19 protein-coding genes and 1 tRNA gene are annotated in these 20,435 nt (G+C 63.7%); 6 read left to right on the top strand and 14 right to left on the bottom strand.

Going from position 1 to position 20,435, the window contains the following annotated elements; genetic code table 11:
* Positions 1-69: 69 nt before the first annotated feature.
* The 3 genes from minC to map all read right to left on the bottom strand — a co-directional run bounded on the left by minC (position 70) and on the right by map (position 2,745).
* Positions 70-912 carry a septum site-determining protein MinC gene (minC, locus tag P0D70_RS30455; RefSeq protein WP_408187214.1) on the bottom strand — a complete coding sequence of 281 codons (843 nt, stop codon included), beginning with the start codon at positions 910-912 and terminating at the stop codon, positions 70-72.
* A gap of 341 nt (positions 913-1,253) precedes the next feature.
* Positions 1,254-1,787, bottom strand: coding sequence for a GNAT family N-acetyltransferase (locus P0D70_RS30450; protein ID WP_408187213.1), 534 nt, complete (start codon positions 1,785-1,787; stop codon positions 1,254-1,256).
* 172 nt (positions 1,788-1,959) lie between these two features.
* Positions 1,960-2,745 carry a type I methionyl aminopeptidase gene (gene map / locus P0D70_RS30445; protein ID WP_091796311.1) on the bottom strand — a complete coding sequence of 262 codons (786 nt, stop codon included), beginning with the start codon at positions 2,743-2,745 and terminating at the stop codon, positions 1,960-1,962.
* A gap of 403 nt (positions 2,746-3,148) precedes the next feature.
* On the opposite strand from map, the gene P0D70_RS30440 reads away from it, so the two are divergent.
* From P0D70_RS30440 to P0D70_RS30430, 3 genes are all read left to right on the top strand, one after another.
* The gene (locus tag P0D70_RS30440; RefSeq protein WP_091796313.1) at positions 3,149-4,126 is read left to right on the top strand and encodes a ferritin-like domain-containing protein; all 978 of its coding nucleotides are present in this window, start codon (positions 3,149-3,151) and stop codon (positions 4,124-4,126) included.
* Positions 4,127-4,247: 121 nt separating this feature from the next.
* A complete protein-coding gene (locus tag P0D70_RS30435) occupies positions 4,248-5,573 on the top strand; it encodes an Nramp family divalent metal transporter (protein ID WP_408187212.1) in 1,326 nt (441 codons plus the stop codon).
* Between the two features lie 88 nt (positions 5,574-5,661).
* Positions 5,662-6,732, top strand: coding sequence for an alpha/beta hydrolase (locus P0D70_RS30430; RefSeq protein ID WP_408187211.1), 1,071 nt, complete (start codon positions 5,662-5,664; stop codon positions 6,730-6,732).
* A 42-nt stretch (positions 6,733-6,774) separates the two neighbouring features.
* Here P0D70_RS30430 and P0D70_RS30425 read toward each other — a convergent pair whose 3' ends face one another.
* The 7 genes from P0D70_RS30425 to P0D70_RS30395 all read right to left on the bottom strand — a co-directional run bounded on the left by P0D70_RS30425 (position 6,775) and on the right by P0D70_RS30395 (position 11,783).
* Positions 6,775-7,287 carry a chalcone isomerase family protein gene (locus P0D70_RS30425; protein ID WP_408187210.1) on the bottom strand — a complete coding sequence of 171 codons (513 nt, stop codon included), beginning with the start codon at positions 7,285-7,287 and terminating at the stop codon, positions 6,775-6,777.
* A 1-nt stretch (position 7,288) separates the two neighbouring features.
* Entirely contained in the window at positions 7,289-8,500 is a 1,212-nt protein-coding gene (locus P0D70_RS30420) for a class I SAM-dependent methyltransferase (RefSeq protein ID WP_408187209.1), read from the bottom strand.
* Positions 8,501-8,512: 12 nt separating this feature from the next.
* Positions 8,513-9,379: a DUF1365 domain-containing protein gene (locus P0D70_RS30415; protein ID WP_408187208.1), complete on the bottom strand. Its 867-nt coding sequence runs from the start codon at positions 9,377-9,379 to the stop codon at positions 8,513-8,515.
* Entirely contained in the window at positions 9,364-10,665 is a 1,302-nt protein-coding gene (locus P0D70_RS30410) for an NAD(P)/FAD-dependent oxidoreductase (RefSeq protein ID WP_408187207.1), read from the bottom strand. Before P0D70_RS30410 ends, P0D70_RS30415 begins: the two co-directional genes overlap by 16 nt.
* Positions 10,666-10,841: 176 nt before the next feature.
* Positions 10,842-11,108, bottom strand: a complete 267-nt coding sequence (locus P0D70_RS30405; RefSeq protein WP_408187206.1) for a transposase — start codon at positions 11,106-11,108, stop codon at positions 10,842-10,844.
* 43 nt (positions 11,109-11,151) lie between these two features.
* Positions 11,152-11,328, bottom strand: a complete 177-nt coding sequence (locus P0D70_RS30400; RefSeq protein ID WP_177205005.1) for a hypothetical protein — start codon at positions 11,326-11,328, stop codon at positions 11,152-11,154.
* 92 nt (positions 11,329-11,420) lie between these two features.
* Positions 11,421-11,783 carry a hypothetical protein gene (locus P0D70_RS30395; RefSeq protein ID WP_177205006.1) on the bottom strand — a complete coding sequence of 121 codons (363 nt, stop codon included), beginning with the start codon at positions 11,781-11,783 and terminating at the stop codon, positions 11,421-11,423.
* A 195-nt stretch (positions 11,784-11,978) separates the two neighbouring features.
* Between P0D70_RS30395 and P0D70_RS30390 the strand changes: the two genes are divergently transcribed.
* Positions 11,979-12,998: a helix-turn-helix domain-containing protein gene (locus P0D70_RS30390; RefSeq protein WP_408187205.1), complete on the top strand. Its 1,020-nt coding sequence runs from the start codon at positions 11,979-11,981 to the stop codon at positions 12,996-12,998.
* 596 nt (positions 12,999-13,594) lie between these two features.
* Here the strand turns inward: P0D70_RS30390 and P0D70_RS30385 are convergent.
* The 3 genes from P0D70_RS30385 to P0D70_RS30375 form a co-directional block, all read right to left on the bottom strand.
* A tRNA-Ser gene (locus P0D70_RS30385) sits at positions 13,595-13,684 on the bottom strand.
* Between the two features lie 161 nt (positions 13,685-13,845).
* Complete coding sequence (gene serS / locus P0D70_RS30380; protein ID WP_408187204.1) at positions 13,846-15,141, bottom strand: serine--tRNA ligase; 1,296 nt, start codon at positions 15,139-15,141, stop codon at positions 13,846-13,848.
* A gap of 101 nt (positions 15,142-15,242) precedes the next feature.
* Positions 15,243-16,556: a replication-associated recombination protein A gene (locus P0D70_RS30375; RefSeq protein WP_091796345.1), complete on the bottom strand. Its 1,314-nt coding sequence runs from the start codon at positions 16,554-16,556 to the stop codon at positions 15,243-15,245.
* Between the two features lie 358 nt (positions 16,557-16,914).
* On the opposite strand from P0D70_RS30375, the gene cytX reads away from it, so the two are divergent.
* Entirely contained in the window at positions 16,915-18,231 is a 1,317-nt protein-coding gene (cytX, locus tag P0D70_RS30370; protein ID WP_091796347.1) for a putative hydroxymethylpyrimidine transporter CytX, read from the top strand.
* A 103-nt stretch (positions 18,232-18,334) separates the two neighbouring features.
* On the opposite strand, the gene speB is transcribed toward cytX, so the two are convergent.
* On the bottom strand, positions 18,335-19,324 hold the full coding sequence (speB, locus tag P0D70_RS30365; RefSeq protein ID WP_408187203.1) for an agmatinase: 990 nt from the start codon (positions 19,322-19,324) through the stop codon (positions 18,335-18,337).
* 172 nt (positions 19,325-19,496) lie between these two features.
* Between speB and P0D70_RS30360 the strand changes: the two genes are divergently transcribed.
* On the top strand, positions 19,497-20,417 hold the full coding sequence (locus P0D70_RS30360) for a LysR family transcriptional regulator (RefSeq protein WP_408187202.1): 921 nt from the start codon (positions 19,497-19,499) through the stop codon (positions 20,415-20,417).
* Positions 20,418-20,435 lie beyond the last annotated feature (18 nt).

The following is a 20,435-nucleotide window of genomic DNA, read 5'->3' as shown; positions in this document are numbered from 1 at the left end:
TATGTGCGGCCATATTTGCCGTGAAACGCTGCGTGCCGCAATGGATCGATGCAGCGCGCTTCACGTCGATTAAGTGAGCCGCAGCGGTTCGATCATCAATTTCTCTTCTTCGAGCCAGATCTGCACCGGCTTGCCGAGCACATCGGCCGGCAGTGGGTTCTCAGTCGTTCGATAGATGCCCGCGATCGAGATGAGTTCCGGTTCGAGACACGTGCAGAAAATGCGCGCGTCGTGATTGCCCTGCACGCCGGCCAGTGCCCGGCCGCGCAACGGCGCGTAAATATGGATGTTGCCTTCCGCGATCACTTCCGCGCCGTAGCTCACAAGACCGAGCACGACCAGGTCGCCCTTGGCGTAAATGCGTTGACCGGAGCGCAGCGGCTTGTCCACCACCATGGTTTGCGACGAAGTGGCCAGACGCACCGGCTCAGCGGCCGGAGCCGGATCGACGGCGGCGGCCGTGGCCGGCGTGCCGCTTTCCGGCGTGAGCGCGGCGGCTTCGAACAGGTCCGACGGCGGCGTGGCCGTTGCGGCGGTAACAGCCGGCGCCGCAGCGGCGGCGTTGTCTTCGTCAGCGGATTTAGCGGCGGCGCCGCGGCGGTCGCGTGCTTCGAGCAGCGGCAACGCGGATTCCGCTGCCCAGGCCTGCTGCGCGTTGGCGACCACGCCGACCGGCCGCATGCGCACGCTGTCGAGCAGTTGCGCGATGTCGGCGAGCGGCACGCGTTCGTTCTCGGCGAGGCGCCGCACGTCGATCGCAACGACGTCGTTAGCGAAAAACTCCGGGGTCGCCTCGAAGCGCCGGGTCAATTCGGCACGCATGGCGTCGAGGTCGGTTGTCTTGACCACGAACAGGAGCGTGTCGACAGAGCCGCTGCGAAGTTCGAAAAAGGGCGATTTCTTGGGCGACATAGCGTTCGGCAAAAATTTTTGCGTATTTTACAGGCGTCGACGCGCGCGGCCAGCTTTTTTGCCGGGAGAGCGGACCGACGCGATGAGGATGCGGCCATGGGCAGCCCATCCGGTAGAGCCGCCACGGCTTTGCAGCAGGCAACGAGGTAGCCGCTGGGGTGGCCAACGAGGTGGACAACGACGTGGCCCGTGAACAGGTCACCGAGGTGGGCAACGAGGTGACCCGTGAAAGGGTCAACACGGCGACCACGCAGACCGCGCTTCACCCCGATGACCCGGCGACGCTCGCTCAGAAGACACGAATGGGAATCGAGCGGCAGGCTGACGCGCCGCTCGCGGGATCACTGCTGAAACACCTGCGAGGTGGTCGGCACGTGGCGCACCAGCAGACTCTCAGCCTGATCCGGCGCACGCGCCACACGCCGGTGCTCGCCGGTCGGACCGAAGCCGAGCGCCTCGTAGAAGCGCATGGCATTGCGATTGGCGTCGGCGACCCACGCGTAGATTTCGGTAGCGCCTTCATTAGCGAGCCACGCGGCGGCCGAATCGACCAGCAACTCGCCGCCACGCAGGTGACGCACGGCCGGCGCCACCCACAACTCGCAGACGAACGCGCGGCGCGCCGCGGTGTCGTCGAAATGCGCTTCGATCAGTCCGGCCGGATGGCCCTCGGTGTAAAGAATGAAAGTGGTGACGGCAAAGGAAACCGCATGATCCGCGGCGGTGGTGTCGAAGCTGGCGGCGTCGGCCGACAACGCGTCCTCGAGCGTGGCGCCGAAGGCATACGGTGCCTCTCGCAGCGACGCGGTACGGAGTTCGCGGAAAACGGCGCCCTGATCAGCGGCGATACGGCGAACGGTCAATGACGGACTCATGCAGACGAAAACCCCTTGAAACCCTAAGGCGTAGCTTTAACCGAACCGGCGCGAGAGTCAAATCATTCTTTACCGGATTGTGGGGAGCACGCACGGCGCCCTGGACAAACTCCGCAGCATTTCGCGCGCCCGCCTCGGCCTCGCGGCCAGAGGTGGCACGACCTTCACACGCTCACGGCGCTTCGTAGCTGCCGGTGCCGTCCGGCCACGGCGTCAGCAGTTCGTAGCCCTCTTCGGTCACGGCGATCATGTGTTCCCATTGCGCCGACAGCGAACGGTCTTTGGTGACCACGGTCCAGCCGTCGCGCTGCACGGCCGTGCCGGCGCGGCCGGCGTTGATCATCGGCTCGATCGTGAAGACCATGCCGGGCTTCAAACGCACGCCCTGCCCCGGCTGGCCGTAATGCAGCACCTGCGGATCTTCGTGGTAGACCTTGCCGATACCGTGCCCGCAGTAGTCGCGCACGATCGAGAAGCCGTCGCGCTGCGCGATCTTCTGAATCGCATGGCCCACGTCGCCGAGCGTCGCGCCCGGCTTCACTTCGCGGATGCCGGCGAGCATCGCTTCATAGGTCGTGTCGATCAACTGGCGCGCCACCGTGCTCGGCTGGCCCACGCAATACATGCGGCTCGTGTCGCCGAAGTAGCCGTCCTTGATGATTGCGACGTCGATATTGATGATGTCGCCGTCTTTCAGGATCTCGCCGCGATTCGGAATGCCGTGGCACACCACCGAGTTCACCGAGGTGCAAACGGTCTTGGGAAATCCCAAATAGCCGACATTTGCCGGAATCGACTTTTGCGTATTGACAATGTAGTCGTTGCACAGTGCGTCCAGTTCGTCAGTGGAGACACCGGCCTTGACGTGCTCGCCGATCATTGCCAGTACGTCGGCCGCGAGGCGGCCGGAAATGCGCAGCTTGGCGATGTCGTCGGGAGTCTTGTAGGTAATGGCCATGAATTCGGTCGATATGGGTCGAATGGGAGGTCGATGTTCAATCGATCGGCCAATTGTACAGAGGATCGCGGCAGGGCTTGTGTGAGCCGCGCGAAACTCGCCGCGCTGAAGAATGTCCGTCACACGGCAAGACACGCCGCCGCTACCGCTTGCCACCCTCAGCGCACATCATGCTGCGAACGCACACAGAAATCTTTTGCGAGGTTTGCATCTAGCGGCAGATTCGTTCCGTAAAGGCGTTTGAGGACTCGCTCTTCTCCCTGCATCGTTTAGTTCTTCTCAGAAGAACGGGGGCCTCTTTGCGTCCGCGATTTGCGTCGTTGCATCGCGTGGATGGCCTTTGTCCACGCGTATTCGGCACAAGACCGCGGCACTGACAGCGAACCATTTGAGGAGCATCGCCATGTCGGAGTCCAGCAATAAATCAGCATCCCTTATTGATGCATTCGATCGACGCGTCGAGCGCCGCCTGCAACGTAGACAGTTCTTTCGCAACGCCGGAGGCTTGAGTCTGGGACTCGTCGGCGGCACGCTGATCAGCGCGTGCGGCGGCGGTTCGGGATCGAGCGTGTCGGCCCAGAGCGCACCGACCGATGCGGAGATCCTGAACTTCGCGCTGAACCTGGAGTACCTCGAATCGCAGTTCTATACGTATGCGACGACGGGCGCCGGACTCGCCGCCAGCATGACCACCGGCGTAGGCACGATGGGCACGGTGATCGCGGGGCAGCAGGTGCCGTTCCAGGATCCGGTTGTCAAAGCGTACGCCAACGAGATTGCCAACGACGAGCGCGAGCACGTCACCTTCCTGCGCAGTGCGTTGGGTTCGGCGGCGGTTGCCATGCCCTCGATCGACATCGGCGGCACCGATCCGAACGGCGCATTCTCAAACGCGGCGCGCGCTGCCGGACTCGTACCCGCGGGCACGGCGTTCAATCCGTATGCAAGCGACAACAACTTCCTGCTCGGCGCGTTCATTTTCGAAGACGTCGGCGTGACGGCTTATAAAGGCGCCTCGCCGCTCATCACCAACAAGACGTTCCTCGAGGCGGCGGCCGGCATTCTCGCGGCCGAGGCCTATCACGCCGGCCTGGTGCGTACCGTGCTGTATTCGAAAGGGATCGACATGACAAGTCTCGTCACCGCCGCCAACGCAATTTCTGCCGCACGCGACAGCCTCGACCACAACGGCCACGACGATCAGGGCATCACGGGAACAACCGCCGGCACGTCCAACATCGTGCCGCTCGACACCAACGGGCTCGCATTCAGCCGCAATTACAGCAACGTCCTCAACATCGTCTATCTGACGAGTTCGGCGGCGACCAAAGGCGGCTTCTTCCCGAATGGCGTGAACGGTTCGCTGAACATGAGCGCCTGAAACGCGTAGCCTGACGGGCCGGTTGCATCGGCAACGGGTTGCCGCGATAACGATCGCGCTCACCCGTTGGCCGGCCTTCATTTGCATTGCCTTGAACGCTTGACGACGTACAGGAGCAGTCATGAACGAAGCGATCAGTCAGGGTGCCGTGGCGCAGACCCTCACCGAGCAGGCCTGTTTCGACATTCGCGAAACGCTGGCGGGAAGACGCCGCGGTCTGCGTGCGGCGCTGCCGTTCGTCGGGCCTGCGGTGGTGGCGTCGATCGCGTACATGGACCCGGGTAACTTCGCCACCAACATTCAGGCGGGCGCGGGTTACGGCTACACGCTGTTATGGGTGGTGGCGGTGGCGAACGTCGTCGCAATGCTGTTCCAGTCGCTCTCCGCCAAGCTCGGCCTCGTGACCGGGCGCAATCTCGCCGAGTTATGCCGCGCGGCGCTGCCACGCCGCTATGTGCTCACGATGTGGGGCATCAGCGAAATCGCGGCGATGGCCACCGATCTTGCCGAGTTCGTCGGCGGCGCGATCGGCGTTTCGTTGCTGACGCATCTACCCATGATGCCGAGCATGCTGATCACCGCAGCCGTCACCTATGGCTTGCTGCAATTCGAAAAGCGCGGCTTCCGGCCGCTCGAACTGGCGATCGCGGCGCTAATCGGTGTGATCGGACTGTCGTATCTGGCCGAGTTGCTGATCGCGCCGGTGCATTGGCCGTCAGTGGTCGCGCACACGTTCACGCCGAGCATGCCCGATAGCAACGCGCTGACGATATCGGTCGGCATTATCGGCGCGACGGTCATGCCGCATGTGCTGTTTCTGCATTCGGGGCTCACGCAGAATCGCGTGAAGCCGCGCAACGAAGGGGAGCGTGCCAAGCTGCTGCGATTCTCGAATATCGAAGTGGTGGCCGCGCTCGGTGTGGCCGGGTTGATCAACATGGCGATGGTGATCATGGCGTCGAGCGCGTTTCATGCCGGGCACCCGGAGATCGCCAGCATCGAAACCGCGTGGCGCACGCTCACGCCGCTGCTGGGCGGCGCCGCTGCGGGGCTCTTTTTGGCGGCGTTGATCGCCTCGGGCGTGTCGAGTTCGGTGGTCGGCACGATGGCCGGGCAAATGATCATGCAGGGCTTCGTCGGCTTTCATATCCCCGTGTGGACGCGCCGACTGATTACGATGGTGCCGGCCTTCGTGGTGGTGGCCTGCGGCGTCGACGCAACGCGCGCGCTGGTGCTCAGCCAGGTGGTGCTCAGCATTGCCCTGCCGGTGCCGATGATCGCGCTGGTGTGGTTCACCTCGCGCGGCGATCTGATGGGCCGCTACCGGAATCGCCGGGCGACGACCGTGGCGGCCGTGCTCGGCACGATCGTCGTGCTGGCACTCAATCTCATTCTGCTGCTGCAGGTGGCCGGCATTTCGCCGTGGCCGCTGTTTCACGCCGGATGAGCCCGTAGGACCCTGGCAGGACTGCATCCGGTTGCGGGGTTGTTGCGTACATTGTTCGAACGAATCTTTTCGGACGGACCCTACTCTCATGCCACGACGCCTGCTGACCTTGACCGCCGCGCTGGCGCTCGCTGCTCTTGGCGGCTGCAGCGCGGCAGGCGTGCTCAACGCCGCCGTATCGCACAAGAGTTTTCAGGCCGAGAACGGCCTTGTTTACGGCAACGCGCCGCGCCAGAGGCTCGACGTGTATATGCCCGCCGCCGGCGTGGTGCCGGCCGGTTCGCACGGCCGCCCGGTGGTGGTGTTTTTCTACGGCGGCAGTTGGCAGAACGGCTCGCGCAGCAGCTATCTGTTCGTCGGCGCGGCGCTGGCCTCGCGCGGCTTCGTCGCCGTGGTGCCGGATTATCGGACGTGGCCCGACACGGCGTTCCCCGGCTTTGTCGACGATGCCGCCACCGCCGTGCGCTGGGCGCGCGATCACGCAGCAGAGTTCGGCGGCGATCCGTCGCGGATCTTTCTGATGGGCCACTCGGCGGGCGCGCATATCGCCATGCTGCTCGCTACCGACGGCCGCTATCTCGCCGCGCAGCAAATGAGCAAGCGCGACATCAGCGGTGTGATCGGCCTTGCCGGGCCCTATGATTTTCTGCCGCTGAAGGACGCCACGCTCGAAGAAATCTTCCCGCCCGCGTTGCGCGCCGCGAGTCAGCCGATCAATTTCGTGGAAGGCGATGAGCCACCAGTGTTCCTCGCCGCAGGCCAGCGCGATACGACCGTCGATCCGGGCAACACCGACCGGCTCGCGTCGAAGCTGCGTGCTTCGGGCGACACGGACGTGGAAGTGAAACACTACCCGCGGGTCGGGCATGCGCTGCTGGTGGGCGCGATGGCGGGACCTTTGCGGAGCTTTGCGCCAGTGCTCGACGATACCAGTGCGTTTATCGACGCACAGGCGATGAATCAGCCGCGGCGTTCGCGTGACGCTGCCGGCGGCGTGCAATCGTTGCCCGCCTCTGCCATCGCGCAGAGCAACGTTTATCAGATACGCCGGCAACGCGCGAAAGCATCCGCGGTGCCGTGTGACGGTCTGACGGCCGCATCGACACCCGCTGGCGGAGCCGATTGCCAGAAGCAAAGCAACTTAGGCCACGACGAATAAGCGTAGCCCGTGCGGTGAGCCGTGACCTAATGCAGCGCGAAGCTACTGCGCCGTGCCGAGCAATTGCTTGCGCAAAGTGGGCGCACGCGTCGACGGATCGAGCCAGATACTGAAGAAAGCACGCGCGAACGCGAGATCGTCGACTTCGTCGGTCATGCGCTCGCCGGCATAAAAACGCACGCCCTTGTCCGGCAGAAACACCGCGCTCAACTGGTCGCCGGGACCGACGTCCACGAAGGCCCGCAGCATGTTCGCGCGCCAGCGCTCCAACGTATCGGCCGGAATCGGTGCGCCCGCCAGACGCTTGATCTCGCTGATCCCGGTATCCGCGAGGCGCTCGCGTGTGATGCCGCGCGCGTAGACGATATGCAGCGCAAAGCGCGCGTCGTAATCGACCGGCACGCGTTCGCTCCACATTTGCGCGCGATAGAGCCGAAAGCCGAGCACGCTGAAATCGCCCTCGCCGACGAGTTTCGCGGCCTCTACGTCGGCGCGCCAGTCGGCGCAGGCCGCGCTTGCCCACAACACCAGCACGAGTGCCGCGAGCGAGCGCACGTCAGTCCGCCTTCGAGAGGACGAACTGCATGACGTCCGTGCGGCCCTCGTCGAAGCCGGCTTCGCAATACGCCAGATACAGCCGCCACGTCCGCACGAAAATCTCGTCGAAACCTTGCGTGCGGATCGTGTCGAGTTGCGCTTCGAACGCGGCGCGCCAGCGGCGCAGCGTTTCCGCGTAATCGCGCCCGAATGCGAGCGACGTGCAAGTGGCGAGCTTGCCACGCCGCGCCGCCTGAGCAAAACGCTGCGGACTCGGCAGCATGCCGCCCGGGAAAATGAATTCGCGGATAAAGTCGCTCGTCGCGCGATAAGCGGCAAAGTGCGAGTCGTCGATCGTGATGGTTTGCACCAGCGCGCGAGCACCCGGCCGCAGACGTTCGCGCAGAATGCGGAAGTACGCCGGCCAGAATTTTTCGCCGACCGCCTCGAACATTTCGATCGAAACGATGCCGTCGTACTGCCCGGTCAAGGTGCGGTAGTCGCGCAGTTCGAGTTGCACATGCTCGCTCAAGCCGGCTTCGCTCACGCGCTTCTGGCCGAACTCGAGTTGCGCCGGCGAGATCGTCACGCCATGCACATGAATGCCGAGGCGTGCCGCGTGCATCGCAAAGCCGCCCCACCCGCAGCCGATTTCCAGAATGCGCATGCCTTCGCGCAAACCGAGCGTATCGATGATCCGCTGGTATTTCGCATGCTGCGCGTCTTCGAGCGATTGATGGAAATTGTCGTCGAACACCGCGCTCGAATAGGTGAAGGTCGGGTCGAGCCACTGCGCGTAAAACGCGTTGCCGATATCGTAGTGCGCGTGAATATTGCGCCGGCTGCCCGAGCGCGTATTTGGCCTCAGCTTGTGGCGCAGCCCGTACCAGAGTTGCGCGAGCCAGCCGCCATACACCGTGCGTTGCAGCGCTCGCTCGTTACGGATCGCGACGCGCAGCAGCGCGGCCAGGTCGGGCGTATCGACCCAGAAAGCGCGCCATGCGTCGGCGAAACCGATATCGCCTTTGCGCAGAATCGCGCCGCACGCGCGCCAGTCATGCATCTCCAGGCGCGCGCCGGGCGCCGCATGCGGATCGCCGAACACTCGTTGTTGCCCGTCGGGGGTGATCAGGACCAGATGCCCCACCTGGATCCTTTCGAGCAAGGAGAGAAAAAGACGGCCTGACGCGGGGGCGGTTTGGTGCCCGCTCAGGGTTCTTGAAAGCGCCATGACGAAATCTCCTCAATCGGATGAAACGGGGCGCGCAGCGGCGGTGGGTTGGCCGGCTGCGGCATGATCGGTGGGCGCGTCGGCGGTACGGCCCGGCGCGGGGTGCTTGCCGTAGAACGGCGCTTTTTTGAGTGCGAGGCGCAAGGCCTGCCAGTGAATTTTCGCGACCACGCCAAGCGTCAGCAGAGGCTGGCGCAGCAGCGCGGCGAGCGCGCTCGCGCGTGTTAGTGGCGTCAGGCGGCCGCCCAGTGCGGTGCGGATCAGCAAACCGTCCGCGTCGCGATAGTCGATCGAGACCGACGCGCTGTTGCGTGCTTCCTTGACGCGGAAGGTGTAGCCGCCTTCCACGCGGCAAAACGGCGACACGTGCAGCACTTTCCTGCACACGAGCCGCGTGTCGGCGGTGATCGGCGCGTTGCCTTCCGCGCTCAACAGATAGCTGTGGCGCTCGCCGAATGTATTGCGCACTTCGGCGAGCAGCGCGCGCAGCCGGCCGTCGCGATCGTGACAAAACCAGAAGCTGACCGGATTGAACGCATAGCCGAACACGCGCGGGAAAGCTTGCAGCCAGATCCGGCCGTTTGCTTCTGCTATGCCGGCAGCCGATAGTTGCGCGCGCATCCATGTGGCGAGGTCGCTGCCGTCGCGCGGACCGTGATCACGCTGATAGAGACTGAGCGGCCGCCAACGGTCGATGCCGAACCAGCCGCTCTCGAGCGAGTTCAGCCGATCCAGATCGCAGCGCACGTAAAACACCGGGTAGATGAAGCGATGATGCTTCGGCCGCAGACGCTCGTGCATCACCTTGCCGGTCAAAAGCCAGGCTGCTGGAGCGGCGTCGCTGTCGTGATCGCCCGGCGGTTTCATAGCTTGGCCCATGCCGGCGATGCATCGAAATCCGCGGCCACGCGCAGCGCCGATTTCAGACCGTCCTCGTGAAAACCATAGCCCGTCCACGCGCCCGCGAACCAGGTGCGGCGTTTGCCTTGCAGTGAAGGCAGACGGTGCTGCGCGTCGATGGCAGCCAGATCGAACAGCGGATGATCGTAGATGAAGCGGCGCAGTTCGGTGCCCGGCGCCGGCTGCGCCACCGGGTTGAGCGTGACGACGAGCGGCGTCCTGAACGGCAGCGGCTGTAACTGATTGACCAGATAGCTCACGCACACCGGATGCGTGCCGTCGACGCCGCGGCTGCCCAGGTAATTCCACGCCGACCACACGCGCTCACGACGCGGCAGCAGATTCGTGTCCGTGTGCAGCACCGCGACGTTCGGCTGATAGCGCACGGCGGCGAGCACGCCGCGCTCGTCGTGATCGGCGTCTTCCAGCAGGCGCAGCGTGGTCGGCGCATGCGTGGCGAGCACCAGTGCGTCGAAGCGCTCGGTGCCGCTGTCGGTGAAGACGTCCACGCCGTCGGCATCGCGCCGCACGCCACGCACTGCCGTACCGACGCGGACATCGTCGAGCGTGCCGGCGATGCGCCGCACGTATTCCCGGCCGCCGCCAACCACGGTCTTCCACTGCGGCCGGCGGTTCACCTGCAGCAACGCGTGGTTCAGACAAAAGCGCAAGAACGTCGTGGCCGGGAACGCAAGGATATCGGCGGTGGCGCTCGACCAGATCGCGGCGGCCATCGGCAGCAGATATTGACGCTGGAACGCGCCGCCGTAACCGCCTTGCGTCAGCAATTCGCCCATCGACGCGCGCGTTTGCGTCGCCAGTTCGAGGTTGCGTTGCGCGCTGCCGTTAAAGCGCATGATGTCGCGCAGCATGCCGATAAAGGTCGGCGAAAACAGATTGCGGCGCTGCGCGAACACCGTGTTCAAACTGGTGCCGGCCCATTCGAGGCGCCCTTCGTCGAGCGAGACGGAGAAGGTCATCTCGCTCGGGTGCGAGCGCACACCCAGTTCATCGAACAGCGCGATCAGGTTCGGATAGGTGCGGTCGTTGAACACCAGAAAGCCGGTGTCGACGGGATGCGTGTGGCCTTCGAGCGAGACGTCCACTGTGTTGGTGTGGCCGCCCAGGTAGCCGGCCGATTCGAACAGCGAGACACGATGGTTGCGCGCGAGAAGATAGGCGCTGGCCAAACCCGAAATACCGGCGCCGATGACCGCGACCCGCGAGCCGCGCGGTAGTGGTGAGGTCGGTGCGGAATGGGTCATGGGCGCGTCTCCTGTTGGGGGCGCGCGGTCGGTTAGTGGGGTGTGGCGGGGCTTGCGCGTCCTTGAGGGGATTTACGCAGCGAGGGCGGAATTGGATGCAAAGGCGGGGCAAATTGCGGACAAGCGAAGTTGCCGGGCATGGCCGCGGCCGGCGCCCGTGGGAGCCTGCCACAGCGTCAGGAGACGGTCTCGTTCAAGGTTTCCATGACTTTCGACATCAAGCCGGCTCGTCTCCATTCGAGCCACTTGATGTAACAGCTCTGGGCAGGCGGATAGTGCGCAGGCAGGTGATGCCATTTGGCGCCTGTCTGCGTGACCCAGAATATCGCGTTGAGAATTCCGCGCGGATCGCGCCGTGGGCGCCCGACACCTGTTTTCGCGACATGGGGAAACAGGTGCTCGATCTTGGCCCAATCTTCGTCTGATAAAGGAATATGCGGCATCTAAAACTCGACAAGAAATGCTTTACGCCCTGGCGACGTCACGTCATATCGCTCTGTCCAGACACCAACCGCCAACCACGAACGCCATCATGAGAAGGATCGCGGCGGCCGTGCCTACCCAGATCAGCACATCGTCGAAAGTCGTATTGGCAAACGCAAGCGTACCGCGCCGCTCTGCTTTCACTTCGCCAGGTTTATCGTCCTGATCTTGAGAGACCATGTGCGACTCACATCACCGTTAGGGGAGAAAACGGGATTGGCTAATGCGCGCGCCGCTATGGCCGAATGACGGAACGCGAACGCCAGGATGGGTTATGCGTCAGGCCGTTTGCCGTTCGCAATGGACGGTTCCAGAATCTGTGCCGCTTCGAAATCGAGATCGGGAAACGTGACCTTCAAGATCCGGATAAGCTGCGCCGCGCATTGATCTGCTTCGACTGGCGCGTTGAGCTGGAGCACTTCGAGCAGCGTGACAAATGCCGGCAAGAAAGCGTCGGACACCGGCGTTTCTCTTGCCTGCTCGCGCAGATAAGCGATATACCCGAACACGTGGCGTATGAACTCGACCTGACGCGCGGCGAACTGAGCGCTGTCGATTGCTTCGGAGGCAATGGTGAGGGAAACGTCGGCTGCCGGCGCATGCGGCAGCCGCACATACGATGTGAACTCGCTCAAGCGAAAGCTCCGGTTAACCCTGAAGGCAAGCTGGACAGGTCCGCCGACACGCTGCATACATGGCGCGCGTGACCCTGTGCTATAACCCTTATTGTCACTTTTACGTGATTATTTAGTCGTTTCTATCGTAAGGCAGTATTTCATACCACCTTACCTGCGTCAAATGTATTTGACAATCCTTTCTGCCCGCATCCAATGACATTCGATTGGCACGCGCTGTACGACGACGTGAAACGGCTGGGCGAGTTCGGCAGCGATGCTCAACTGGCCGAAAGCCTCGGGCTGACGCGCGCGCAGATTTCGGCATGGCGCACGGGCAAGAGCGATCTGGGCACGCTCACGAAGCTCAAAATTCTCGATGCGCTAGGACATGACCAGTTGCGCTCGGCGGTGCTCAGCCTGTTGCCCGAACAGAACCGCGACGAACTGGCGAAGCAGCATCTCGTCCTGACTGAGCGTGTGTCGCGCGGCATGCAGGCAAGGGATCGCGCGGCCGCTCCTTCGAGCGACGTCCCGCCGCCACGCGAGGCCAACCAGTTGCTCGCGCACCTGCCCCACGTGGAGCGGGAGCGAATCATGCAGCACCTCACTCCCGTTTCCCTGCCGCTTGGGAAAGTGGTGTATGAACCTGGCGAGCGCCTGACTCAGGTCTATCTGCCCACCACGGCGATCATCTCCATGCTGCACGTCATGGAGAACGGCGAGTCGGCCGAAATTGCGGTAGTCGGCAACGACGGGCTGCTCGGCGTGGCGGTTTTCATGGGCTCAGACACCGTTTCGAATCGGGCGGTCGTCCAGAACGCGGGGGACGCGTACTGTCTCAGCGCGCAGTTCGCCAAAGAGGAGTTCGCGCGCGGCGGCTATATCCGGCGACTGTTCCTGCGTTACGCGCAAGCGCTGATTACGCAGATGGCTCAGACTGCCGTTTGCAATCGCCATCATTCGATTGCACAGCAGTTTTGCCGGTGGCTCCTGCTGAGTCTGGACCGCCTCGACAGCAGCGAATTGCAAATGACGCAGGAATTGATCGCGAACATGCTGGGTGTGCGTCGAGGGAATGTGACCGAGATCGCGAAGCAGTTGGAAGCGACTGGCGCGATCCGCTATAACCGCGGGCACATTGAAGTGATCGACCGCGCCGCGCTGGAACAGCAGGTTTGCGAATGCTACGGCGTCGTGACGCGCGAATGCGAGCGGCTTTATTCGGCGGCGTGACTTGATGGCTGGGCGTCAGAACCGCCCATGCTTTAGCGGAGTTGAGCTGAGCTGCAATTCTCTCGATGACGATGCGGGCAGAGTGCGCATCGGCGTGCCTCCGTTTCGACCGCTACCGCGTGGCGCCGATTGAGCGGACCATCGCGGTCCACGGCAATTCTCTAACAGGCGCGTTGGTTCAGCACGCGTTGCCCTCCTCTGTGCCGCTTTATGCGGCGTTCCGTCTGAGTATCGTGAAGTCCATGACACCGCGTCCCGAATTGAGGTCCACCTCGACGCCTTTCGCGGCTGACGCATTTGCATCAATCCTGGGCCAGAACAGGTGGAACCACGAGCCCTTGTCGTCGTTGATGACGGCGTACGTACTCCCGTCCGGGGCGAGCCTCGCGAATTTGCAACTTGATCACACGTGCTGCTAATGAGCGCTGGACGGAAAAGTGGTGCGATCCAGCCAGTGGGGAGCGCACGACACAATGACAAGCAGGGGACCAAAACCGACGTTGGCCCCCTAGATGCACGAAACTATTTTGTTAGTCGATTCGTGAGCAGCAAAGCAAAAACCCCGCAGAATTTTCATTCTGCGGGGTTTTTAAATTTGGCGGAAAGGGTGAGATTCGAACTCACGGTACCCCTAAAGGTACACTGGATTTCGAGTCCAGCGCATTCGACCACTCTGCCACCTTTCCGGGTCTTCCAACTTGCAGTAGCCACGTTACCGAGGTCGCTGCTTCATCAGATCCAAGCGGGTCGTTGCTTGGGAGAGAAAGATTATAGAACAGCTGAATTGCTTTTCCAAGCCCCTCGTCAAAAATTTTTCAAAGAGGCTTGGTGGCCAGCCGCGCTCGAATCAGGCAGCCGGCAATTCCAGCCGTTCCACACCGCCGAGGTACGGACGCAACGCCGCCGGCACGGTGACCGAACCATCGGCGTTCTGGAAGTTTTCCAGCACCGCCACGAGCGTACGGCCCACGGCTAGACCCGAGCCGTTCAGCGTATGCACCAGCTCCGGCTTGCCCTGCGCATTGCGATAACGCGCCTGCATGCGGCGAGCCTGGAACGACTCCGTGTTCGAGCAGCTCGAAATTTCGCGATACGTGTTCTGCGCCGGCACCCACACTTCCAGGTCGTACGTCTTGGCGGCCGAAAAGCCCATGTCGCCCGTGCACAACGTGATGACGCGGTACGGCAGTTCCAGCTTCTGCAAAATCGTCTCGGCGTGGCCGACCATCTGTTCCAGCGCGTCGTACGACGCTTCCGGCGCGACGATCTGCACCATCTCGACCTTGTCGAACTGATGCTGGCGGATCAGACCACGCGTGTCGCGGCCGTACGAGCCCGCTTCCGAGCGGAAGCACGGCGAATGCGCGGTCAGCTTGATCGGCAGAGCGTCCGCTTCGAGAATGCTGTCGCGCACCGTGTTCGTCAGCGAAATTTCCGACGTGGAAATCAGATATTGCGTGACCGTGTTCTCCTCACCGCCCTTCTCGACGCGAAACATATCGTCGGCGAATTTGGGCAGTTGGCCGGTGCCGTACAGAATTTCCGGATTCACGATATACGGCGTGTAGACCTCCGTATAGCCGTGATGCTGCGTGTGCGTGTCGATCATGAACTGCGCCAACGCACGATGCAGCCGCGCAATCTGGCCGCGCAGCAGGGTGAAGCGCGCGCCCGAGAGCTTCGCGCCGGTCTCGAAGTCGAGCCCGAGCGGCGTGCCGACATCGACGTGATCCTTCACCTCGAATTCGAACTGGCGCGGCGTGCCCCAGCGGCGCACTTCCACGTTTTCGGTTTCGTCCTTGCCCATCGGCACGCTTTCGTGCGGCAGGTTCGGCACGCCGAGCAGCAGGTCCGACAGACGCTTCTGGATATCGTCGAGCCTGGCCGCCGACGCCTTCATCTCGTCGCCGATGCCGCCCACTTCGGCCATCAGCGCCGAGGTGTCCTCGCCCTTGCCTTTCATCGCGCCGATCTGCTTGGACAGGCTGTTGCGGCGCGCCTGCATTTCTTCGGTACGGGTCTGGGTGTCGCGGCGTTCCGCTTCGAGCGCGGTGAAGGCCGCCACGTCGAGGGTATAGCCGCGGTCGGCGAGGCGCTTGGCGACGCCGTCGAGGTCTTTGCGCAGCAGCTGGATGTCGAGCATGGGATGGGGCGGGTGTTCGTTGTATGAAGGAGGGATTTTAGCGCACCGGCGCGCGCGGCCGGTGCGTTAGATGGTCAGCGTGTGAATGCCGCCGCCAACCCTCAACCTTTCTTCGGCTTGTTTTCGCTGCGCCACTGCGCGTCGAGTTCGGCCAGACGCGCCATCTTGTCGCCGATCTTGCCCTCCAGACCGCGCGGCGTCGGCTCGTACCAATGCGGATCGCGCATGTTCTCCGGCAGATAGGTCTCGCCGGCCGCGTACGCATCGGGTTCATCATGCGCGTAGCGGTACTCGTGACCGTAGCCGAGTTCCTTCATCAGCTTGGTCGGTGCGTTGCGCAGATGCACCGGCACGCCGCGCGACTGGTCCTTGCCGACGAAGCGGCGCGCCTCGTTATACGCGTTGTACCCGGCATTCGACTTCGGCGCGACCGCCAGATAGATGATGGCCTGCGCCAAGGCCAGTTCGCCTTCGGGCGTGCCGAGGCGTTCGTAGGTCTCGGCGGCGTCGAGCGCGATGCGCGCGGCGCGCGGATCGGCGAGACCGATATCCTCCCACGCCATGCGCACGATGCGGCGCGCCAGATAACGCGGGTCCGCGCCGCCGTCGAGCATGCGGCAGAACCAGTACAGCGCGCCGTCCGGGCTGCTGCCGCGCACGGATTTATGCAGCGCGCTGATCTGGTCGTAGAATGCGTCGCCGCCTTTGTCGAAGCGGCGCAGATTTTCGGCGAGCGCGCTGCCGAGCAAGGCGCCGTCGATCTCGGTGGTTTTCTGCTGCGAAGCCGCCCGGGCGACGATTTCGAGGTTGTTCAGCAGCTTGCGGCCGTCGCCGTCGGCAGAACCGATCAGCGCGTCGCGGGCTTCGTCGGTGAACGTGAGGCCGCCGAGTTCCTTTTGCGCGCGCTCGAGCAACTCGCGCTGCTCTTCGTCTGTCAGGCTTTTCAGCACGTAAACGGCAGCACGCGAGAGCAAAGCGCTATTCACTTCGAACGACGGATTCTCGGTCGTCGCGCCGACGAACACGAACAGCCCCGACTCGACGTGCGGCAAGAACGCGTCTTGCTGGCTCTTGTTGAAGCGATGCACTTCGTCGACGAACACGAGCGTCTGATGCCCGTTCGCGCGATGAATCTGCGCGGTCTCGACCGCCTCGCGGATATCCTTCACGCCCGAGAGCACCGCGGACAGCGCGATGAATTCGGCGTGAAAGGCATCGGCCATGAGCCGGGCGAGCGTGGTTTTACCGACGCCGGGCGGGCCCCAGAGGATCATCGAATGGGCTTCGCCTGATTCGAATGCGACGCGCAGCGGCTTGTTCGGGCCGAGCAGGTGCTTCTGGCCGATCACTTCGTCGATATTGCGGGGCCGCAGGCGTTCGGCGAGCGGAACATTGGCACGGGTTTCTTCAAACATGACGTTTTGGGGATAATCTCGGCTTTTCCGGACGCGGTCCGTGTGAAGGCGGCGTACTGCCGGTGAGCCACGCCAGCACGCGAAAGTGCGGGCAACGTCCTGCATTATGACAGTGACGGCGCCCGGACGAAGAGGCCGCGCGACGCGCCGGGACGACTCGGGTGGCGCAGGCCGTGCAAAAATCCGGAAATGGATAGCGCGGACGGACGACACAAGAGGACGACGCGAGCGGACCGAGCCAGAGGACAGCGCAACCCGGCACGCAATCGAAGCCCCACCGCGGACATAACAGCAAACGCAACCGCCGACGCAACTTCGCAGGCAAGTCGGCAAGCAACACCAACAGGGACAAGACCAGATGGCACAAGATCCAATCGCCGGCGACGCCGGTTCCACCTACGCGCCGCTCACGCCGGTGCCCGATGCGCGCCGCGCGTTCCGCACCGGCGACGCGTTCGCGCTCTGGTTTTCGCTCGGCATCGGCCTGCTGGTCGCGCAAGCGGGTGCGCTGCTGGTGCCAGGGCTGTCGTTGCCGCACGCGTTGCTGGCGATCGTGATCGGCAGCGTGATCGGCGTGGTGCTACTGGCGCTGGCCGGCGTGATCGGCACGGATACGGGGCTCGCGGCGATGTCGTCGCTGCGCCCGACGCTCGGCGTGCGCGGCGCGTCGGTGCCCGCCGTGCTGAACGCGGTGCAACTGGTCGGCTGGGGCTCGTTCGAAGTGATCGTCATGCGCGATTCCGCCGACGCCCTCGCCAAGCAGGCGTTCGGCCTCTCCATGCCGCTCATCTGGACCGTGATCTTCGGCTTGCTCGCGACGCTGCTGGCGATCAGCGGTCCGCTCTCGTTCGTGCGGCGCTTTCTGCGTACGTGGGGCATCTGGCTGCTGCTCGCGGGCGCGGCGTGGCTCACGTGGAATCTGCTCGCCACACACGATCTGGCCGCGCTGATGCGCCGCCCCGGCACGGGCGAGATGTCGTTCGGCGGCGCCATCGATCTGGTGGTGGCCATGCCGTTGTCGTGGCTGCCGCTGATCGCCGACTACACGCGCTTCGGCCGGCGTCCCGGTGAAACGTTCCGCGGGACGCTGCTCGGCTACGGCATCGCCAACATCTGGTTTTACGCGCTCGGCGCGATCTACGGCCTCGCGGCGGGCGGCGGCGACGCATTGCTGACGGGCGCCCTGGCGCAAGCCGGCGGCGGTCTCGCGCTGCTGCTGATCCTGATCGACGAAGTCGACAACGCGTTCGCCGACATTCATTCCGCCGCGGTGTCGACGGGCACGTTCTGGACGCGCGGCAGCGTGCCCATTTTGTCGGCGGCGTTCGGCGCGCTGTGCACGCTGATCGCCCTGGCCGTGCCGATGGCGAAGTATCAGAACTTCCTGCTGCTGATCGGCTCGGTGTTCGCGCCGCTGTTCGGCGTGGTGCTGGTGGATCACTTCATCTTGCGCAAGCGCCGCATCGAAGTGACCGCGCTCGCCGACGTGCGTGGCCGTTACGGCTTCTCGGGCGGCTGGCATCTGAGCGCGTTTCTCGCGTGGGCCATCGGCATCGCCGCGTATCAGGCGATCAACCAGTGGCTGCCGAATCTCGGCGCAACCTTGCCGGCGCTGGTGATCGGCGCGGTGTGCTATCTGGCGTTCGTGTCGGCGCGCAAGACGGCGTATGCGTGAGTCTTGAGGCACGGTGGTCGCGGCAGTCGCGGCAGTCGTTCAGAAACGCAAAAAGGCCTGCATTTGCAGGCCTTTTTTCATTGCGAGACGTTGCGAGATTACTTCAACGCGTGGAAGCCCGATACTCGACTCCCGGCAACACGCACAGTAATTCGAACGCGAGATTCGCGCCGAGCAGCGCGGTCGTGCCGAACGGATCGTACGGCGGCGCGACCTCGACCAGATCGCAGCCGACGATATTCAGCCCACGCGAGCCGCGAATGATTTCAAGCGCCTGCGGCACCGTCAGACCGGCGATTTCCGGCGTGCCCGTGCCCGGCGCAAAAGCCGGATCGATCCCGTCGATGTCGAACGTGATGTATACCGGGCCGTCGCCCATGCGCTCGCGCACACGCGCCATCAGCGGCACGAGCGACTGGTTCCAGCAGGCTTCGGCCTGCACGACTTCGAAGCCCTGATCGCGGCACCAGTCGAAGTCTTCCGCCGCGTATCCCGTGCCGCGCAAACCGATCTGCACGACCCGATCGCAATCGAGCAAGCCCTCTTCCACCGCGCGGCGGAACGGCGTGCCGTGCGCGATCTTCTCGCCCATCATGGTGTCGTTGACGTCGGCGTGCGCATCCACGTGAATCAGGCCGACCTTGCCGTGCTTGCGACGAATCGCGCGCAGGATCGGCAGCGCGATGGTGTGATCGCCGCCCAGCGTGATCGGCTTGCAATCGTGCTGAAGAATTTCGTCGTACGCGGTTTCGATGCGCGCGATCGAATCGTGCAGGTTGTATGGATTAATCGCGACGTCGCCGAGATCGGCCACGCGCAGCGAATCGAACGGCGCGGCGCGCGTCGCCATGTTGTAAGGGCGCAGCAGCACGGACTCGCTGCGAATCTGGCGCGGCCCGAAGCGCGCGCCGGTGCGGTTCGAGGTGCCGAGATCGAACGGCACGCCGACGAAGCAGGCGTCGAACCCTTCGGCCGAGCCGACGTTCGGCAGCCGCATCATCGTCGCAATGCCGCCGCAGCGGGGCATCGCGTTGCCGGACAGCGGCTGCGGCCGTTCACCGGCTTCGGGATTAATGAAGGAAGAGGTATTCATCGTGTCTCGGCAATGAAAAAGGGCAGCAAGCAAAATCTTGCAGACCGGCCGAGGAGAAGCATCTGAACCGCACCTTGCCGGGCGAATCTCGATTCTTGAGCAGTTTCCCAGAAGTTAAAATAGCAACAGAATAAACTTCACATTGATTCCCGGCGATGTATCCTGACGACCCATGTTCTCCCAACTCACCGATCTCGACCTGCGGCTGATCCGCGTATTTCTTGCCATTGTCGACGCAGGCGGCGTGTCGCCGGCCCAGGCGACCCTCAACGTCGGCCAGTCGACCATCAGCACGCAGCTTGCCACACTGGAAACGCGCCTCGGCTACCGGCTGTGCGAGCGCGGCCGCGGCGGCTTCAGCCTGACCGCGCGCGGCGAGCAGTTCATCGAGGCCGCCCGCGCGCTGCTGTCGGCCGTGGACACCTTCGGCATGCAGGCGCGCAACGTGGGCCGCAAGCTGGTCGGCACGCTCGACATCGGCATGATCGGCCACACGCCGGTGTCGGCGAGCGCGCGCATCAGCGACGCGATCGGACGGTTCCGGGCGCGCGATCAGTCGGTGCGGTTTTCGATTCTGGTGCGCTCGCCGGGTGAACTCGAAGAACTGCTGCTCAATGGGCGGATTCAGATTGGCATCGGCTATTTCTGGCACCGCGTACCGTCGCTCGAATATACCGAGGTGTTCGCGGAAGATCAGTTCGCTTATTGCGCGAAAGGGCATCCGCTGTTCGCGCAAGCGGGCGAGGTGCCGCCCGCCGAGGCTGCACAGCACGAGTGGGCGTGGCGCAGTTATCCGCTGCCCGAAGCCGAAAGCTCGACCACGCCGCAGAATGTCACCGCCGTCGCCGACAACATGGAAGCGGTCGCGATGCTGGTGCTCTCCGGGCATCACCTCGGCTATCTGCCGGGGCATTTCGCAGCGCCGTTCGTCAAACAAGGGCTGCTCGCAGCGCTGAATCCGGCGCAGATGCGCTACCGCGTGGCGTTTCATATGGTCACGCGCGCGCGGCAGCATCGCACGGATATTGTCGAAGCGTTTATCGACGATATGAAGGCCGCGCATCCCGTGCAGGTTTTGCAGGTGGATGAGTAGCGGCAACACTAGCGCCTG

The organism is Paraburkholderia sp. RL17-381-BIF-C, from assembly GCF_046026435.1.
Classification (GTDB): Bacteria; Pseudomonadota; Gammaproteobacteria; order Burkholderiales; family Burkholderiaceae; genus Paraburkholderia.
Note: the sequence above shows the minus strand (reverse complement) of the source record. Positions and strands in the feature narration are given on the sequence as shown.

Coding starts and splice junctions, on each gene's coding strand:
- minC (WP_408187214.1), bottom strand. CDS start 912: ATGTCGCCCAAGAAATCGCCCTTTTTCGAACTTCGCAGCGGCTCTGTC.
- P0D70_RS30450 (WP_408187213.1), bottom strand. CDS start 1,787: ATGAGTCCGTCATTGACCGTTCGCCGTATCGCCGCTGATCAGGGCGCC.
- map (WP_091796311.1), bottom strand. CDS start 2,745: ATGGCCATTACCTACAAGACTCCCGACGACATCGCCAAGCTGCGCATT.
- P0D70_RS30440 (WP_091796313.1), top strand. CDS start 3,149: ATGTCGGAGTCCAGCAATAAATCAGCATCCCTTATTGATGCATTCGAT.
- P0D70_RS30435 (WP_408187212.1), top strand. CDS start 4,248: ATGAACGAAGCGATCAGTCAGGGTGCCGTGGCGCAGACCCTCACCGAG.
- P0D70_RS30430 (WP_408187211.1), top strand. CDS start 5,662: ATGCCACGACGCCTGCTGACCTTGACCGCCGCGCTGGCGCTCGCTGCT.
- P0D70_RS30420 (WP_408187209.1), bottom strand. CDS start 8,500: ATGGCGCTTTCAAGAACCCTGAGCGGGCACCAAACCGCCCCCGCGTCA.
- P0D70_RS30415 (WP_408187208.1), bottom strand. CDS start 9,379: ATGGGCCAAGCTATGAAACCGCCGGGCGATCACGACAGCGACGCCGCT.
- P0D70_RS30410 (WP_408187207.1), bottom strand. CDS start 10,665: ATGACCCATTCCGCACCGACCTCACCACTACCGCGCGGCTCGCGGGTC.
- P0D70_RS30405 (WP_408187206.1), bottom strand. CDS start 11,108: ATGCCGCATATTCCTTTATCAGACGAAGATTGGGCCAAGATCGAGCAC.
- P0D70_RS30400 (WP_177205005.1), bottom strand. CDS start 11,328: ATGGTCTCTCAAGATCAGGACGATAAACCTGGCGAAGTGAAAGCAGAG.
- P0D70_RS30390 (WP_408187205.1), top strand. CDS start 11,979: ATGACATTCGATTGGCACGCGCTGTACGACGACGTGAAACGGCTGGGC.
- serS (WP_408187204.1), bottom strand. CDS start 15,141: ATGCTCGACATCCAGCTGCTGCGCAAAGACCTCGACGGCGTCGCCAAG.
- P0D70_RS30375 (WP_091796345.1), bottom strand. CDS start 16,556: ATGTTTGAAGAAACCCGTGCCAATGTTCCGCTCGCCGAACGCCTGCGG.
- cytX (WP_091796347.1), top strand. CDS start 16,915: ATGGCACAAGATCCAATCGCCGGCGACGCCGGTTCCACCTACGCGCCG.
- speB (WP_408187203.1), bottom strand. CDS start 19,324: ATGAATACCTCTTCCTTCATTAATCCCGAAGCCGGTGAACGGCCGCAG.
- P0D70_RS30360 (WP_408187202.1), top strand. CDS start 19,497: ATGTTCTCCCAACTCACCGATCTCGACCTGCGGCTGATCCGCGTATTT.